17 protein-coding genes are annotated in these 15,330 nt (G+C 71.1%); 4 read left to right on the top strand and 13 right to left on the bottom strand.

Features of this window, described 5'->3' with window-relative positions; all coding sequences use genetic code 11:
* Nucleotides 1-120: 120 nt before the first annotated feature.
* On the top strand, nt 121-1,098 hold the full coding sequence (locus tag ACFWBD_RS15070) for a sugar ABC transporter substrate-binding protein (protein WP_385667024.1): 978 nt from the start codon (nt 121-123) through the stop codon (nt 1,096-1,098).
* Nucleotides 1,099-1,119: 21 nt separating this feature from the next.
* On the opposite strand, the gene ACFWBD_RS15065 is transcribed toward ACFWBD_RS15070, so the two are convergent.
* From ACFWBD_RS15065 to ACFWBD_RS15030, 8 genes are all read right to left on the bottom strand, one after another.
* Nucleotides 1,120-1,548, bottom strand: a complete 429-nt coding sequence (locus ACFWBD_RS15065; RefSeq protein WP_385667023.1) for a rhodanese-like domain-containing protein — start codon at nt 1,546-1,548, stop codon at nt 1,120-1,122.
* Nucleotides 1,545-2,075: a cysteine dioxygenase gene (locus ACFWBD_RS15060; RefSeq protein WP_385667022.1), complete on the bottom strand. Its 531-nt coding sequence runs from the start codon at nt 2,073-2,075 to the stop codon at nt 1,545-1,547. The genes ACFWBD_RS15065 and ACFWBD_RS15060 overlap by 4 nt, the downstream gene beginning before the upstream one ends.
* 96 nt (nt 2,076-2,171) lie before the next feature.
* On the bottom strand, nt 2,172-2,243 hold the full coding sequence (locus ACFWBD_RS15055) for a putative leader peptide (protein ID WP_309544753.1): 72 nt from the start codon (nt 2,241-2,243) through the stop codon (nt 2,172-2,174).
* A 191-nt stretch (nt 2,244-2,434) separates the two neighbouring features.
* Nucleotides 2,435-4,057 (bottom strand): FAD-dependent monooxygenase, encoded by a 1,623-nt coding sequence (locus tag ACFWBD_RS15050; protein ID WP_385667021.1) that lies wholly within the window; start codon nt 4,055-4,057, stop codon nt 2,435-2,437.
* A gap of 175 nt (nt 4,058-4,232) precedes the next feature.
* Entirely contained in the window at nt 4,233-5,141 is a 909-nt protein-coding gene (locus tag ACFWBD_RS15045) for an amino acid ABC transporter permease (protein WP_385667020.1), read from the bottom strand.
* Nucleotides 5,138-5,803, bottom strand: coding sequence for an amino acid ABC transporter permease (locus ACFWBD_RS15040; RefSeq protein WP_385667018.1), 666 nt, complete (start codon nt 5,801-5,803; stop codon nt 5,138-5,140). The genes ACFWBD_RS15045 and ACFWBD_RS15040 overlap by 4 nt, the downstream gene beginning before the upstream one ends.
* 110 nt (nt 5,804-5,913) lie before the next feature.
* Nucleotides 5,914-6,774: a glutamate ABC transporter substrate-binding protein gene (locus ACFWBD_RS15035; protein WP_385667016.1), complete on the bottom strand. Its 861-nt coding sequence runs from the start codon at nt 6,772-6,774 to the stop codon at nt 5,914-5,916.
* Nucleotides 6,775-6,838: 64 nt separating this feature from the next.
* The gene (locus ACFWBD_RS15030) at nt 6,839-7,615 is read right to left on the bottom strand and encodes an amino acid ABC transporter ATP-binding protein (RefSeq protein ID WP_385667014.1); all 777 of its coding nucleotides are present in this window, start codon (nt 7,613-7,615) and stop codon (nt 6,839-6,841) included.
* A gap of 314 nt (nt 7,616-7,929) precedes the next feature.
* Here ACFWBD_RS15030 and ACFWBD_RS15025 point away from each other — a divergent pair, with 314 nt between their 5' ends.
* Both ACFWBD_RS15025 and ACFWBD_RS15020 read left to right on the top strand, forming a co-directional pair.
* Entirely contained in the window at nt 7,930-8,616 is a 687-nt protein-coding gene (locus tag ACFWBD_RS15025; protein ID WP_351766143.1) for a response regulator transcription factor, read from the top strand.
* A gap of 12 nt (nt 8,617-8,628) precedes the next feature.
* On the top strand, nt 8,629-10,035 hold the full coding sequence (locus ACFWBD_RS15020) for an ATP-binding protein (RefSeq protein ID WP_385667011.1): 1,407 nt from the start codon (nt 8,629-8,631) through the stop codon (nt 10,033-10,035).
* 9 nt (nt 10,036-10,044) lie between these two features.
* Here the strand turns inward: ACFWBD_RS15020 and ACFWBD_RS15015 are convergent, their stop codons facing one another.
* The gene (locus ACFWBD_RS15015; protein ID WP_385667009.1) at nt 10,045-11,043 is read right to left on the bottom strand and encodes a TAXI family TRAP transporter solute-binding subunit; all 999 of its coding nucleotides are present in this window, start codon (nt 11,041-11,043) and stop codon (nt 10,045-10,047) included.
* Nucleotides 11,044-11,142: 99 nt separating this feature from the next.
* Here ACFWBD_RS15015 and ACFWBD_RS15010 point away from each other — a divergent pair, with 99 nt between their 5' ends.
* Entirely contained in the window at nt 11,143-11,550 is a 408-nt protein-coding gene (locus ACFWBD_RS15010) for a MazG nucleotide pyrophosphohydrolase domain-containing protein (protein ID WP_385667007.1), read from the top strand.
* A 14-nt stretch (nt 11,551-11,564) separates the two neighbouring features.
* Here the strand turns inward: ACFWBD_RS15010 and ACFWBD_RS15005 are convergent, their stop codons facing one another.
* From ACFWBD_RS15005 to ACFWBD_RS14990, 4 genes are all read right to left on the bottom strand, one after another.
* Nucleotides 11,565-12,971 (bottom strand): hypothetical protein, encoded by a 1,407-nt coding sequence (locus tag ACFWBD_RS15005; RefSeq protein WP_385667005.1) that lies wholly within the window; start codon nt 12,969-12,971, stop codon nt 11,565-11,567.
* 221 nt (nt 12,972-13,192) lie between these two features.
* Nucleotides 13,193-14,416, bottom strand: a complete 1,224-nt coding sequence (locus ACFWBD_RS15000; protein ID WP_385667003.1) for a cation:proton antiporter — start codon at nt 14,414-14,416, stop codon at nt 13,193-13,195.
* Between the two features lie 4 nt (nt 14,417-14,420).
* Nucleotides 14,421-14,906 carry a cation:proton antiporter regulatory subunit gene (locus ACFWBD_RS14995; RefSeq protein ID WP_385667001.1) on the bottom strand — a complete coding sequence of 162 codons (486 nt, stop codon included), beginning with the start codon at nt 14,904-14,906 and terminating at the stop codon, nt 14,421-14,423.
* Between the two features lie 156 nt (nt 14,907-15,062).
* Nucleotides 15,063-15,330, bottom strand: a 268-nt coding sequence (locus tag ACFWBD_RS14990) for a hypothetical protein (protein WP_385666999.1), incomplete at its 5' end; no start/stop codon positions are given.

Here is a 15,330-nt window from a genome sequence, read left to right as displayed (position 1 = left end):
TTACCTTGCGCTCCCAGAAGGGTGAGCTCGTCCGGCCTGCCGGTACCGTCTGCTGCCGCCCGTGAACCCCCTTCTCTCCTGCGGGGTTGTCTCCCGCACCTTCCGACAGGCGGCCTTGCCATGCCCGTGCCCACCCGCTCCCGAAGACCGCTCGTCGTCTCGGTCCTCGGCGCCGGTCTGCTGCTCACCGGTTGTGCGTTGTGGCCCTCGCAGGCCACGGCACCCGCGGGCGCGGTCGAGGGCAGGATCACGCTGGGCTTCGTCAACGGCGGTACCACCGAGTTCCACACGTGCCTCCAGGAGTCCGTCGAGCGGACGGCCCGCAACAACGGCGTCCATCTCTTCACGGCCAACTCGCGCCAGGACGGCGCCACGGAGGTCTCCAACATCGGGGACATGATCGCCCGCAAGGTGGACGCGCTGGTCGTACAGACCGTCGACGTCGACGCCCTCAAGGGGGACATCGCCGAGGCGAAGGCCGCAGGGGTGCCGATCTTCCTCACCTCGGTGGCCCCCGACGACACGTCCGACCTCCTGGGGGCCGTCGTGGTCGACCTGCAGGAGGTCGGGAAGCTCGACGCCGAGTGGATCGAGCGGGACGCCGCCGGCCGCGAGGTCGGCGTCGCCGTGATCGCGGGAGCCCCCGGTGCCGCCTCCGACCTGCTCACCGAGGCGTTCACCAAGAGGCTGCCGGACAACGCCCAGGTGGTCGCGAGCCGGCCCGGCATGTACGACCCCGTCAAGGCGGGGAAGGTCGCCGCGGCCATGATCAAGGACAATCCCGGCCTGGACTACGCCTTCGTCGCCAATGAGGAGATGGCGTTCGCCGCCCGCAAGGCCTTCGACGCGGCCGGTGCCGAGGACGTCAGGATCGTGACGGTCAACGGCACCGACGAGGCGCTGGCCGCGCTCAAGGCCGGCAGCCTCGCCGCCACCGTCTCCAACTCGGCCGCGGACACCGGCGAACTGGCGGTGCAGAACGTCATCTCCCTGCTGCGCAAGGACAAGAGGGCCGACAGGATCGACAAGACACCCGTCCGCCTGGTCACCAGGGACAACGCGGACACGGCCCCGCTGTACTGCCCGCCGCGGGACTGAGCCCGGCGCACCACAGCCCCGCTACGACGTCACGGGCAGCCCCGCCGCCCGCCACGCCTGGAAACCGCCGACGAGGTCGGTGGTCCGGTGCAGCCCCAGCTGGTGCAGGGAGGCGGCGGCCAGGCTCGACGCGTAACCCTCGTTGCAGATCACGACCGCCCGCACGTCATGACTCGTGGCCTCGGGAAGGCGATGGCTGCCCTGGGGGTCGAGGCGCCACTCCAGTTCGTTGCGCTCCACGACGAGGGCACCGGGGATCAGACCGTCCCGCTCGCGCAGGGCCGCGTACCGGATGTCGACGAGCAGCGCCTCACCCGCGCGGGCGGCCTCGTACGCCTCCCGCGCCTCCACGCGCGCGTACCCCGCACGCACCCGCTCGAGCAGCTCGTCCACGCCCGTCGGCCGTTCGCCCGCCGGACGTCCCTCCCGAGGTGCGCCCGGACCGCTCACTGCCAGTCCTGCGGGCGCTCGACCTGCTCCAGCCGCAGGACGTGTCCCGTACGGCTGTAGCGGCGGATGCGCGGCAGCGGGGGGTAGTAGGCGTGGACGGAGACGGCGTGTTCCTCGGTGGACCGGTTGAGGACCTCGTGGACGTGGTGGCGTCCGAAGGAGCGGCCCCGGCCGGCCGGCAGCGCGCGCTCCCGGTCCACGCCGTCCGTCAGCTCGAGGGTCTTCCAGCCGTCGGTGGGCAGCCGCGCGGCGAGCGAGTACTCCTGCAGCTCGCCCTGCGCGGTCAGGAACGCGCCGACCGAGTCGGCGTGGTCGTGCCAGCCGGTGCCGGTGCCGGGCGGCCAGCCGATCAGCCAGGCCTCGCTGCCGCCGGGACCCTCCAGGCGCACCCAGGTGCGGCCCTCCGGGTCGAGGGGGAGCGAGGCGATCAGCTCGGCATCGGCGGCCGTGCGCCGGACGAAGTCGAGGAGGTCGGCCTGCGTGGGCGCGGCGACGGCGGCGGTGGGCACGGAGGGGGAGACAGACACGGGTACCGTCCTGAGAACGTTCGCGGGAGCGCACGGCCGCGCACGCGGCGAGGTGCGCATCGGCGGCGCGCGCCGGTGGGAAAGGGGGATGCGAGTTCAGCAGGACGGGCGACACACGCAGCCCGCATAGCGGACGAGGTCCATATGGACCCTCCGCCACAGGCGCACATCGGTGTCGGTCACGATCCGGAGTACACCACGCCGGTGTACCCCGGTCAACTCACTGTCACCATGTGGACCGCACCGTCACCGCCGGTACGATCGTGTGTTTTCCGTTCGGCTCTTTCCCGGTTCTCCTCGGGTCGTCGTTCGGTCGTCGTCCGGTCTTCTCGCGGGCGGATGCCGGGTGGGGACTTACGTCACTTGGCCGCGGAGCCCGCCGTGGCCCCCGCTTCCGACGTCTCCCGCGGCCCCGTAGGACCGCCCACCGTCGCCTCCGCCGCCGCGTACAGGTCGGCCGCGCGTACCCCGTTGAGCGCGGTGACCAGACGGCCGTCGGGCCGGATCAGCAGAACGGTGTGCGCGGCCGCGCCCGGGTAGCTCTCGGCCACGAGCAGCTCGGCCGGGCTCGGCAGGGCTGTCACCGCGGCGGCGAGCCGGGGCATGATCCCGGCGCCCACCCAGTGCCTGCGCTCCCACACGCCGGTGCCCGGCGCGATCAGCAGGACGAGCAGGGCACCGCGCCCCAGCCGGTCCCGCAGCCGTACGAACGAGCCGTCCTCCGCCGTCACCCGCACGTCCTCCACCGGCGCGCCCAAAGGCGTGTCCACCGGCACCTCCGCCTCCAGGTGCCGGGGCGCGAGCGGCGAGCCGTCGTAGGCGCCCGGCGCGCCCAGCGGACCCCGGCCCAGGTGACCGTCGGTGAGCAGCACGTCGTGACCGCGGGCCGTGCCGGGGACGTACGCCCTTATGCCCGCGCCGCCGCGCAGCACCGGCAGCGCCTGGTCGGCGGCGCGCAGCCGGGCGGCGACGGCCGCGCGCCGCTCCGCCTGGTAGCTGTCGAGCAACGCCTCGTGCGACCCGTGGTGCCAGGCCAGGGCCAGCTTCCAGGCCAGGTTGTCGGCGTCCCGCAGGCCCTCGTCGAGGCCCTGGGTGCCGAGCGCGCCGAGCAGGTGCGCGGCGTCCCCGGCGACGAAGACCCGCCCCACGCGCCAGCGGCGGGCCAGCCGGTGGTGCACGGTGTGGACGCCGGTGTCGAGCAGTTCGTAGGCGGGCGTGGAACCGCCGCTCCAGCCGGCCAGGGTCTCGCGGACACGGGCCACGAGCAGCTCGGGCGTGACGAGGTCCTTGCCGGGCGGCAGCAGCCAGTCGAGGCGCCAGACGCCGTCCGGCAGCGGGCGTCCGGTGACTTCCCCGGCGGAGGGACCGGACACCCGCCACGGCGGTGTCCGATGCAGCAACGCCTCGTCGGGCCACGGAAGTTCCGTGCGCAGCGCGGCGACGGCGTGTCGTTCCACCGCCGTACGGCCGGGGAAGCGGATGTCGAGGAGTTTGCGGACCGTGGAGCGCGGCCCGTCGCAGCCGACCAGGTGGCTGCCCCGCCACCAGGTGCCGTGCGGGCCGCGGGTGTGGGCCGTGACGCCGGAAGGTTCCTGCTCGACGCCGGCCAGGCGGCTGTCCACGGCGATCTTCACGAGCCGCTGTCCCACGAGGGCGGCGCGCAGGATGCCCGTCAGCACATGCTGGGCGATGTGCAGGGGAGCGGGATCCGCCGCGTCGTCGAACACGACCTCGCGCGTCACCTGCTTGCGCCGCATCGACCGCCATCCGGCCCAGTGGACCCCGGCCTCGTCGAGGGATGCTCCGGTGAGCCGCTCGACGAGGGCGGCGGTGTCCTCGCGCAGGACGACGGTGCGCGCGAGCCGTGGTTCGTCCTTGCCGGGGCCCTCGTCGAGGACCACGGACGGCACCTGCTGGCGCGCCAGCGCCAGGGCGAGCGTGAGCCCCACCGGCCCCGCTCCGACGATGATCACCGGGTCCACGGCGTGCCGCCCCCTGCCCGCGACGGTGTCCTCAGGGACGTAAGGGAACAAGAGGTAGGAGCAGGGTGCACGATCACAGAACGTATGCAACCCATTGCCGCTGCTTGCGTCAAGTGACGGAGGCAGCGGCGCGCACGCCACTGCCTCCGTACAGGTCACAGCACCTGATCGCGCGTCAGATGCCGCCGCCCGCGCCGGCGCCGAAGCCGCCGCCGACCTCGGCCGCGTTCAGGTCGTCCACCTTGTCGACGCCGAGGACCGCGCCCGTGCTGCGCTTGCTGCGCCGCAGGTAGCGCTCCAGCCAGCTCGCGAAGCTGGTGAGGATGAAGTTCAGCACGATGAACATGATCGCGACGACGATGAAGCTCGGGATCACGTTGGCGTAGTTGGCCGCCAGCGTGCCGCGCGAGTTGAGCAGCTCGGTGAAGCCGATCATCACACCGCCGAGCGCGGTGTCCTTCACGATGACCACGAGCTGGCTGACGATCGCCGGGAGCATCGCGGTGACCGCCTGCGGAAGCAGGATGCTGTTCATCGTCTGGCCCTTGCGCAGGCCGATCGCGTACGCGGCCTCCGTCTGGCCCTTGGGCAGGGAGAGGATGCCGGCCCGGACGACCTCGGCGAGCACCGAGGCGTTGTAGAGCACCAGGCCCGTGACGACCGCGTACAGCGGTCGGTCCCCGCTGGTGACGTCCGTGGAGCGGGCGTAGAACTCGTTGGCGAACAGCATCAGCAGCAGCACCGGGATCGACCGGAAGAACTCGACCACCGTGCCGGCCACGCCCCGCACCCACCGGTGGTCGGACAGCCGCGCGATACCGAAGACGGCGCCCAGCGGCAGGGCGATCACCATGGCGAGGGCCGCGGCCTTCAGCGTGTTGGCGAGGCCGGGGAGCAGGTACGTCGTCCAGGCCTCGGACTCGGTGAACGGCTTCCACAGGGCGGAGGTGAGCTGGTCCTTCTCGTCCATCTTCTGCCACACCCACCACACGAACAGGGCGAGCAGGACGAAGAAGACCACCGAGAAGATGACGTTGCGCCGCTTGGCGCGGGGGCCGGGAGTGTCGTAGAGGACCGAGCTCATCGCTTCACCGCCAGTCGCTTGCTGAGCCAGCCCATGAAGAGGCCGGTCGGCAGAGTCAGTACCACGAACCCGAACGCGAAGACCGCGCCGATGAGCAGCGTCTGCGCCTCGTTCTCGATCATCGTCTTCATCAGGTAGGCGGCTTCGGCGACGCCGATGGCGGCCGCCACCGTGGTGTTCTTGGTCAGGGCGATCAGGACGTTGGCCAGCGGGCCGATGACCGAACGGAAGGCCTGCGGCAACACGATGAGCGTCAGGGTCTGGGTGAAGCTCAGCCCGATGGCCCGGGCCGCCTCCGCCTGCCCCATCGGCACCGTGTTGATGCCTGAACGGATCGCCTCGCACACGAAGGCCGCCGTGTAGCCGATCAGACCGAGCACGGCGAGCCGGAAGCCCTGGACCTTGAAGTCCTCGGCGCCCAGGGTCATGCCGAAGACGTCGGCGAGGCCGAGCGAACTGAAGAGAATGATGACCGTCAGGGGGATGTTCCGGACGATGTTGACGTAGGCGGTGGCGAACCCGCGCATCAGCGGGACCGGGCTGACCCGCATCCCGGCCAGCAGGGTGCCCCAGATCAGGGAGCCCACGGCGGAGAGGGCGGTGAGTTTCACCGTCATCCAGAACGCCCCTAGGACGTCGTAACCTTCAAGAAAGTCGAACACGATCTCCCGCGCTTCCGGGTGGGTGGCGTATGTGGTGGGCGGGGCGCGCCGCCGCCGTGATCGCGACGGACGGCGGCGCACCGCGGATACCCCGCTTTGCTGAGCTGTGGTTACGAGGCGTTCGGGACGATGACGCCGATCTTCGGGGCAGGCTCGTTCTTGTAGCCCGCCGGGCCGAAGTTGGCGTCGACGGCCTTCTGCCAGGCGCCGTCACTGACCATCTGCTCCAGCGCCTTGTTGATCTTGTCGACGGTCGCGGTGTCGCCCTTCTTGACGCCGACGCCGTAGTTCTCGTTGCTGAGCTTCAGGCCCGCGAGCTTGAACTTGCCCTTGTACTGGTCCTGCGAGGCGAAGCCGGCGAGGATCGAGTCGTCGGTGGTGACCGCGTCGACGGAGCCGTTCTGAAGGCCGGCGATGCACTCCGAGTAGGAGCTCACCTCCTTGAGGTTCGCCTTCGGGGCGATCGACTTCTGCACGTTCTGCGCGGAGGTCGAACCGGTGACGGAACACAGGTTCTTGCCGTTGAGGTCGTCGCCCTTGGCGATCTTCGAGTCCGACTTGACCAGCAGGTCCTGGTGGGCAAGCAGGTAGGGGCCGGCGAAGTCGACCTTCTTCTTGCGCTCGTCGTTGATCGAATAGGTGGCCGCGATGAACTTCACGTCACCGCGCCCGAGGGCGTTCTCGCGGTCGGCGCTCTTGGTCTCGACGAACTCGATCTGGTCCGGCTCGTAACCGAGCTGCTTGGCGACGTAGGTCGCGACGTCCACGTCGAAGCCGGCGAACGACCCGTCGGGCTTCTTCAGGCCGAGGCCGGGCTGGTCGAACTTGATGCCGACCTTGATCTTGCCGCTGCCGCCGCTGGAGCTGCTGCTGCCGCTGTCGTCCTTGTTGTCGTCGCCGCCGCACGCGGTCGCGGTCAGGGCGAGGACGAGGGCTACGGCGGAGGCGGCGGTGACCTTGCGAAGCTTCATGAGGAACTTCCTTAGAAGAGTGATGAAGTACTGCGTGCGGTGCGGGTTCCGTCAGTGATGCAGGTCAGTGGTGCAGGATCTTCGACAGGAAGTCCTTGGCACGGTCGCTGCGCGGATTGCTGAAGAACTGGTCGGGCGCAGCCTCTTCGACGATGCGTCCGTCCGCCATGAACACCACGCGGTTTGCAGCCGATCGTGCGAAACCCATCTCATGGGTGACGACGATCATCGTCATGCCGTCCCTGGCCAGCTGTTGCATGACTTCGAGGACCTCGTTGATCATCTCGGGGTCCAGAGCCGACGTCGGCTCGTCGAAGAGCATGACCTTCGGGTCCATCGCCAGCGCCCGTGCGATGGCGACGCGCTGCTGCTGACCGCCGGAGAGCTGCGCGGGGTACTTGTCGGCCTGGGTGGCCACACCGACCCGGTCGAGGAGGGCGCGCGCCTTCTCCTCGGCCTGCTTCTTGTCGGTCCTGCGGACCTTGACCTGGCCGAGCATCACGTTCTCGAGCACCGTCTTGTGCGCGAACAGGTTGAACGACTGGAACACCATGCCGACGTCGGCGCGCAGCCGGGCCAGTGCCTTGCCCTCCTGAGGCAGCGGCTTCCCGTCGATGGTGATCGCGCCGTCGTCGATCGTCTCCAGGCGGTTGATGGTGCGGCACAGGGTCGACTTTCCGGACCCGGAGGGTCCGATGACCACGACGACCTCGCCGCGGTGGATCGTGAGGTCGATGTCCTGGAGAACGTGCAACGCGCCGAAGTGCTTGTTGACGCTCTTCAGGACGACCAGTTCACCGCTCGCGACCGCGTCTTCCTTGGTCACCGATACTTCGGTCATCGCTCTGGTGCTCCGTCCTCCTCGGTTTCGGAGGACAGTAGTGACCTGCCGCGACCAGCGTCATTACATCTGAGGGGAATCTGAGCATCACGATCCGATAGCAATCGGACACGTGTCGTAGCACTTGCGACCTGCGGGCGTATCGGGCGGATAACGGAAGCCCGGTGCAACCGGAACCCTCTTGACTGCGTCCTCGTCCATCAGCGTGACTGCCATGATGCACACACGCGTGTGCCCGTGTTTTTCCGACCGGAGAACCGAACGCCCGTTTTAGTGAGTCAGACCGTACGACCGATGAACCGGAGGAGGCCGGCATGAGACTGCTGCTCGTCGAGGACGACAACCATGTCGCCGCCGCCCTGTCCGCGGTCCTGAAGCGGCACGGTTTCGACGTCACCCACGCGCGCAGTGGCGAGGAGGCGCTCCAGGCGCTCGTCCCGGAGGGCCCCGGCTTCAGCGTCGTGCTGCTCGACCTGGGCCTTCCCGACCAGGACGGGTACGAGGTCTGCGGCAAGATCCGCAAGCGCACCGCCACGCCGGTGATCATGGTGACCGCCCGCTCCGACGTGCGCTCCCGCATCCACGGCCTCAACCTGGGCGCCGACGACTACGTGGTGAAGCCGTACGACACCGGGGAACTGCTCGCCCGTATCCACGCCGTCAGCCGCCGCACCGTCCACGAGGACCCGGAGGCCGGCGGGGAGGACGCGCTGCGCCTGGGCCCCGTGCACATCGAACTGCCCACCCGGCGCGTCACGGTGGACGGTTCGGTCGTCCAGCTGACCCGCAAGGAGTTCGACCTCCTGGCGCTGCTCGCCCAGCGTCCCGGTGTGGTCTTCCGCCGCGAGCAGATCATCAGTGAGGTGTGGCGCACCAGCTGGGAGGGGACCGGGCGCACCCTGGAGGTGCACGTGGCCTCGCTGCGCGCCAAGCTGCGCATGCCCGCGCTGATCGAGACCGTACGCGGCGTCGGCTACCGGCTCGTCGCCCCGGGCGCGTAGCGGGGACCGCGGTTGCGTACACGTCTTCTGCCGCTGCTCATCGTGCTGATGGCGGCCGTGCTGCTGGCCCTCGGGGTGCCGCTGGCCGCCAGTGTGGCGGGCGCCCAGCAACAGAACGTGGTCGTCGACCGCATCGACGACACCGCGCGGTTCGCGGCGCTCGCCCAGTTCGTCACCGCCTCGTCGGGCGTCAACGACTCCGCGTCGGCCACGAACGAGCGACGCGCGACGCTCAGCAGGGAGCTCGACAGCTACTACGACGTCTACGGCATTCGTGCCGGTGTCTTCTACGGCACGGACACCCCCATGGCTCATGCCCCGAGGGACTGGTACCTCCCCGAAACGGGGGAGGTGCGGGAAGCCTTCGAGGAGGCGCTGCTCAGCCGTCGCAGCCACGACCCCCGGCAGGTGTGGCCGTGGCAGCGCAACCGGCTCGTCGTGGCGTCGCCGGTCATCCGGGACGGTGACGTCGTCGCCGTCGTCGTCACCGACTCGCCCACCGGGCCGATGCGGTCACGGATCCTGCACGGCTGGCTGGTCGTCGGCGCGGGCGAGATCGCCGCGATGCTGCTGGCCATCGGCGCCGCGCTGCGGCTGACCGGCTGGGTGCTGCGGCCGGTGCGGGTCCTGGACGCCACCACCCACGAGATCGCGAGCGGCCGCCTGAAGTCCCGGGTCGCGGTGGCCGGCGGGCCCCCGGAACTGCGGCGGCTGGCCGGGGCGTTCAACGAGATGGCGGACAACGTCGAGGACGTGCTGGAGCAGCAGCGCGCCTTCGTCGCCGACGCCTCGCACCAACTGCGCAACCCGCTCGCCGCACTGCTGCTGCGCATCGAACTGCTGGCGTACGAACTCCCGGAGGGCAACGAGGAGATCGCCTCCGTCCAGAACGAGGGCAAGCGACTGGCCCAGGTTTTGGACGACCTGCTCGACCTGGCCCTGGCCGAGCACGCCGAGGCCGACCTGCGGGTCACCGACATCGGCGCGCTGGCCGCCGAGCGCGTGGCCGCCTGGGCGCCCACCGCCGCGGCCAAGGGCGTCCGGCTGGTCGGCGACTGCCCGCCCACCACGGCATGGGCCGACCCGGTGACGCTGTCCAGCGCGCTGGACGCCGTGATCGACAACGCGGTGAAGTTCACCCCGCAGGGGGAGAGCGTCACGGTCACGGTAGCGGCCGACGGCGAGACCTCGACCGTCGTCGTCACCGACAACGGACCGGGGCTGACCGACGAGGAACTCACCCGCGTGGGCGACCGTTTCTGGCGCAGCGGCCGCCACCAGAACATCAAGGGCTCGGGGCTGGGCCTGTCCATCTCCAGGGCCCTGCTCGCGGCGGGCGGCGGCTCCCTCTCGTACGACCACCACGAGCCCGGTGGACTGACGGCGACGGTGTCGGTGCCGAGGTCGCCGACGTCGTAGCCGGGGCTCCTACGGCTTGACGGAGCGGTAGTAGCGCCGGGCGCCCTCGTGCAGTTTCAGCGGGTCGGTGTAGATGGCCGTGCGCAGGTCGACCAACTGCGCGGAGTGCACATGCGCACCGATTCCGTCCCGGCTCTTGATCACGGTCCGGGTCAGCCACTCGGTGAGCCGGGGCGCCATGTCCGTACGGGTCATCAGCAGATTGGACACCGCGATCGTCGCCACGGTCGAGCCGTTCTGGATCGTGGGGTACGCCGACTCCGGCATGTTCGTGGCCCGGTAGAACCCGGTGGAGTCGTCCTGGTCGTGCATCTTGGCGACGAGGTCGGGGCCGATCGGCACGAACCGGAAGGTGAAGTTGTCGGCCAGCTTCTCCAGCCCGGCCGTCGGCACCCCGCCGGACCAGAAGAAGGCGTCGATCCTGCCCTTCTTCAGCTGCTCGGGACCGGTGTCGATGCCCTGCGACACGGCCTTGATGTCCTTCGCCGGGTCCAGGCCCGCCGCTTTGAGCACCCGCTCGGCGATCAGCCGCACGCCCGAGCGGGGCAGCCCGGTCGCCACGGTCGTGCCCCGCAGGTCCGCGACGGACCGGACGTCCGAGTCGCGTGGCACCACGAGCTGGACGTAGTCGTCGTACAGGCGGGCCACCCCGCGCAGCCGGGCGGCCGAGCCGGGGTGCTGCCGCTCGTACGTCTCCACCGCGTCGGCCGCGGCGATGGTGAAGTCGGCCTCGCCGGTCGCCACGCGCGCGACGTTCTCCTGCGATCCGTTGCTGGTCGACAGCTTCACGTCCAGGTCGGGCATGTCGCGGGCAAGCTCCGCGCGCAGGCGGCTGCCGTACTCGTAGTAGACGCCGCTCGACGTGCCCGTGCTGAAGGTGATCGACCCGCTCGGCGGGTCCTCGCCCAGCGGCAGCAGCCACCACAGCAGCAGCCCGAGGACGACGACACCGGCGGCTGTGCCCTGGAGGGCGCGGCGCCTGCCGATACGGGAGAACAACGGGGACATGGGCGCGATCCTGCCAGCCGGGACGCGGTGCTGACCAGGGCGGGGCTCACCGGGCCGGTTCCGGACCGGAGTGTCAGTGGCCGTCGTTACAGTCGGTGCATGAGTTCCTCGCCCGCCGAACTGGTCCGTGAGTTCCACCGTGCCTTCGGGCTCGACGCCCGCAGCACGCCGGCGGAGGTGTCGCCCCGCCTCGCCGCGCACCGCGGAGAGCTCCTCGCCGAGGAGGCGGCGGAGGTCGCCGAGGTGGCGGTGAGCGGCCCGCTGGACCGGCTCGCGCACGAGCTGGCCGACGTCGTCTACGTCGCCTACGGCACGGCCCTGGTGCACGGGATCGACCTCGACGCGGTGCTCGCCGAGATCCACCGGTCCAACATGACCAAGCTGGGCCCCGGCGGCCAGGTCGCCCGCCGTGCGGACGGCAAGGTCCTCAAGGGCGAGCACTACGAGATACCGGACGTGTCCGCGGTGCTGCGCCGCCAGGGCTGGACCCCTGGCGGCGCGGCCTGAAGCCGGTGGTCCGGTCAGGAGGCTGAGCCGCCGCCCGCCAGCTTCCACTCCCGGTGCAGCGCGCCCAGCGGGATGTCCCGCTGGAACACGGGCGTGCCGAAGATCGTCAGCTGGAGTCGCAGGGTGCCGCTCAGGTCGACACCGCCGTACACGGCCCAGGCGCCGTCGGCATCGAAGACCGAGTCGGTGCCGGTGACCGTGCCGGTGCCCTCGCCGCGGACGTAGGGCGCCAGATCGGCGACGACGCCGACGCTGCCGTACAGGCCGACCGTGGCCTGGGCGCCGAGGGCCGCTTTCACGTTGCCGGCGGTGGTGACGGAGGTGCGCACCGGGGTGCTCTTCATGTCCGAGGAGCTGACGGGGGCCCAGCCCTGGCCGAGGTTGAAGGTGCCGCCTGCCTCGAAGTCGCCCTGGAGGCTCTGCTCCACGTCGACGGTGATCCTGCCGTCGCCGCTGATCTGGAGGTAGCAGGTCAGGTCCAGGTTGACCACGACGGGCACGGGGCCGACCTGGAGGACCGGATCGGCGTGCAGGGTGGCGAAGGGGATCCGCACCGGAGTGGCGGAGGCGCCCGCGCGGCCCGTGAGCGACCAGCCCGAGGTCCAGTCGCCGGACACGCCCAGGTATGCCGAGGCGGGCGCGGCGTCGGCGCCCTCGCCGCCGTAGCGGAAGTCGACCTGCGGGGCGACCTGCACGAAGCCGGAGACGGAGGCGGCCGCCGACGCGGACGTGTTCGCGACGGTCGGAAGGTCGGCCCGCACGTCGAGCCGCAGGCTGCCGAGCGGAACCGTCGCGCCCTGCGGGCCGACGTGCACGCCAGCCGTCTTCGACCAGGAGACGTCGACGTCGGGCAGCAGCTCGTCGACGGCGAACGCGGCCGGGTCGACCGGCACGCTGCCCTTGGCGGTGTCGTCCCCGAGCAGGGCGTTGAGCTGAGCCGGCGCGGTCTGCACCTCGGTGCCCTCGTCGGTCTCGCCGATCACCTTCGTGACCTCGGCGAGGAGCCCGTCCGGCGCACCGGGCGCGGGGGCGCTGGCGATGACGTCGCCGACGGCGGTGCGGTGCGGCGTGGACGACGCGCCTGGCGAGGCCGGGGACGAGGAGGGGACCGAGGGCGTGGAGGAGCTCGTGGAGGAGGGTGCGGTGTCGGAGGCGATGACGGCCCGTCGGGTCTTGCCGTCGTACGAGCTGACGCTGAGCTTCGTCCGATGGGCTCGTCCGTCGGAGTCCCCGGGGTGGGCGGTGGCGGTCGCGGTGCTGCCCGTGGGGGCGGCGGCCACCGCCAGCGAGCGGTCGGCGGCGGAGGCGGCGGTCTCCGCGTCGGCCTGACGGCCGGCTGCCGAGGAGGAGGGTTCGGCCTGCGAGGAGGGGGAGGAGCAGCCCGCGGCGAGGAGGAGGGCGGATACGGCTAAGGCGGGCATGAGGGCACGGGAGTGCCTCGTGCGTGTGCGCAAGGTCGGTCCTGGAGGTGGGGGAGAGGAAGGGGGGACCGGCCTGGCAGCGGATTCCTACTGGCCGGTAACGAGCCATGAGCATGCCATGACCGTCTCCTCACCACTCCGTGATCCGGACACGCTGTGCTGTGACGTATGCCACGGGGTGTGGTGAGGGCCCGGAGGGGGGTCCGGGCCCTCACCCCGCCTCAGTCGCGCACCGGAGTCCGCGTCCTCGCCTCGGACAGCGGCTCGGTCGTGCCGTGGTCGTGCGGCGTCCGGCGCCGTGCCCACCAAGCAGCCAGCGGCTCCGTGTAGCGGGCGGTGAGCGGGCCCACGACGACCAGGATCAGGACGTACGCCGTGGCCAGTGGTCCGAGTGAGGGCTCGACCCCGGCGGTGACCGCCAGCCCGGCGATGACGATCGAGAACTCCCCGCGAGCCACCAGCGCGCCGCCCGCACGCCAGCGCCCCTTGACCGAGATCCCGGACCGCCGGGCCGCCCAGTAGCCGGTGGCGATCTTCGTCGCGGCGGTGACGACCGCCAGCGCGAGGGCGGGCAGCAGGACGGGAGGGATGCTCGCCGGGTCCGTGTGCAGCCCGAAGAAGACGAAGAAGACGGCGGCGAACAGGTCGCGCAGCGGGCTCAGCAGCGTGTGCGCGCCCTCGGCGACCTCCCCGGACAGCGCGATGCCCACCAGGAACGCCCCTACGGCCGCCGACACCTGGAGCTGCTGCGCCACGCCGGCGACCAGGATGGTGAGCCCCAGCACGACGAGGAGCAGTTTCTCCGGGTCGTCGCTCGACACGAACCGGGAGATGACCCGGCCGTAGCGCACCGCCGCGAACAGCACGAGTCCCGCGACGCCCAGCGCGATCGCCAGGGTGACGCTGCCGGCCGCCAGCCCGACCCCGGCCACCAGGGCGGTGACGATGGGCAGGTAGACCGCCATGGCCAGGTCCTCGAGGACCAGCACGCTGAGGATCACCGGGGTCTCCCGGTTGCCGACCCGGCCCAGGTCGCCCAGCACCTTGGCGATCACCCCGGACGACGAGATCCAGGTGACGCCCGCGAGCACCACGGCCGCCACCGGACCCCAGCCCAGCAGCAGCGCGGCGGCCGCGCCCGGCAGGGCGTTGAGGGCGCAGTCGACGAGACCGGCCGGATAGTGGGCCTTGAGGTTGGAGACCAGATCGCTGGCCGTGTACTCCAGGCCGAGCATCAGCAGCAGCAGGATGACGCCGATCTCGGCACCGGTGGCGACGAACTCCTCGCTCGCGCCGAGCGGCAGCAGCCCGCCCTCGCCGAAGGCCAGACCGGACAGCAGGTACAGCGGGATCGGCGAGAACCGGAAACGGGCGGCGAACCGGCCGAGCAGGCCGAGGCCGAGGATGATGGAACCGAACTCGATCAGCAGGACCGCGGAGTGCACTCGATCACTCCCGGCCGAGTATGGCCGCGGCCGCGTCCACACCTTCGCGGGTGCCGATGACGATGAGGGTGTCGCCGCCCGCGAGACGGAAGTCCGGGGCCGGGGACGGGATCGCCTCGGCCCGCCGCAGCACCGCCACGATCGAGGAACCGGTCTCCGTCCGCATCCGGGTGTCGCCCAGCAGCCGCCCGTTCCAGCGCGAGGTGGCCGCCACCTCGATGCGTTCGGCGACCAGTCCGAGGTCCGTGGTGTAGAGCAGGCTCGCGCTGTGGTGGGACGGCATCAGCGCGTCGATCAGCGAGCCCGCCTCGGCTCCGGTCAGCCGTAGGGACTCGGCGCACGACTCGGGGTCGTCCGCCTGGTACAGACCGACCGTCCGCGTGCCGTCGCGGTGGGCCACCACGGACAGGTGGCGCTGCTCCCGCGTCACGAGGTCGTACTGGACTCCGATGCCTGGCAGCGGTGTCGTCCGGAGGCGTGGAGCAGACACGTTTCTTCCCCTTGCTGGTCGTTTGCTGGGCGTTTCATGGTCGTTCCTGGGACGTCAGGGACAGTGCCCAAAACCGCCATGCTGCCATCCACCCGTACGGTGACGACATGGGTGTCGTGACGGATGGACAGGGCCGGCGGTGGGCGGAGAGGCTGGTCACGGCGGTGCCATGGAGAAGCGGCCGGGCCCGGCCCGGGGGCCGACAACACCCGGAAGCCGGAAGGCCTGGAAGGGACGCAGGGGCGGGAGGGGCAGGAGGGGCCGCCGGAAGGGCGGAAAGGGCAGCGCAAGCCGCACGAGCCGCACGAGCCGCAGGAGCCGCACGAGCCGCACGAGCCGCACGAGCCGCACGAGCCGCACGAGCCGCACGAGCCGCACGAGCCGCACGAGCCGCACGAGCCGCACGAGCCGCACGAGCCGCACG

Origin of the sequence: Streptomyces sp. NPDC060002 (assembly GCF_042737245.1) — a bacterium.
GTDB lineage: Bacteria > Actinomycetota > Actinomycetes > Streptomycetales > Streptomycetaceae > Streptomyces.
Note: the sequence above shows the minus strand (reverse complement) of the source record. Positions and strands in the feature narration are given on the sequence as shown.

Coding starts and splice junctions, on each gene's coding strand:
- ACFWBD_RS15015 (WP_385667009.1), bottom strand. CDS start 11,043: ATGTCCCCGTTGTTCTCCCGTATCGGCAGGCGCCGCGCCCTCCAGGGC.
- ACFWBD_RS15005 (WP_385667005.1), bottom strand. CDS start 12,971: ATGCCCGCCTTAGCCGTATCCGCCCTCCTCCTCGCCGCGGGCTGCTCC.
- ACFWBD_RS15045 (WP_385667020.1), bottom strand. CDS start 5,141: ATGAGCTCGGTCCTCTACGACACTCCCGGCCCCCGCGCCAAGCGGCGC.
- ACFWBD_RS15010 (WP_385667007.1), top strand. CDS start 11,143: ATGAGTTCCTCGCCCGCCGAACTGGTCCGTGAGTTCCACCGTGCCTTC.
- ACFWBD_RS15030 (WP_385667014.1), bottom strand. CDS start 7,615: ATGACCGAAGTATCGGTGACCAAGGAAGACGCGGTCGCGAGCGGTGAA.
- ACFWBD_RS15035 (WP_385667016.1), bottom strand. CDS start 6,774: ATGAAGCTTCGCAAGGTCACCGCCGCCTCCGCCGTAGCCCTCGTCCTC.
- ACFWBD_RS15070 (WP_385667024.1), top strand. CDS start 121: ATGCCCGTGCCCACCCGCTCCCGAAGACCGCTCGTCGTCTCGGTCCTC.
- ACFWBD_RS15025 (WP_351766143.1), top strand. CDS start 7,930: ATGAGACTGCTGCTCGTCGAGGACGACAACCATGTCGCCGCCGCCCTG.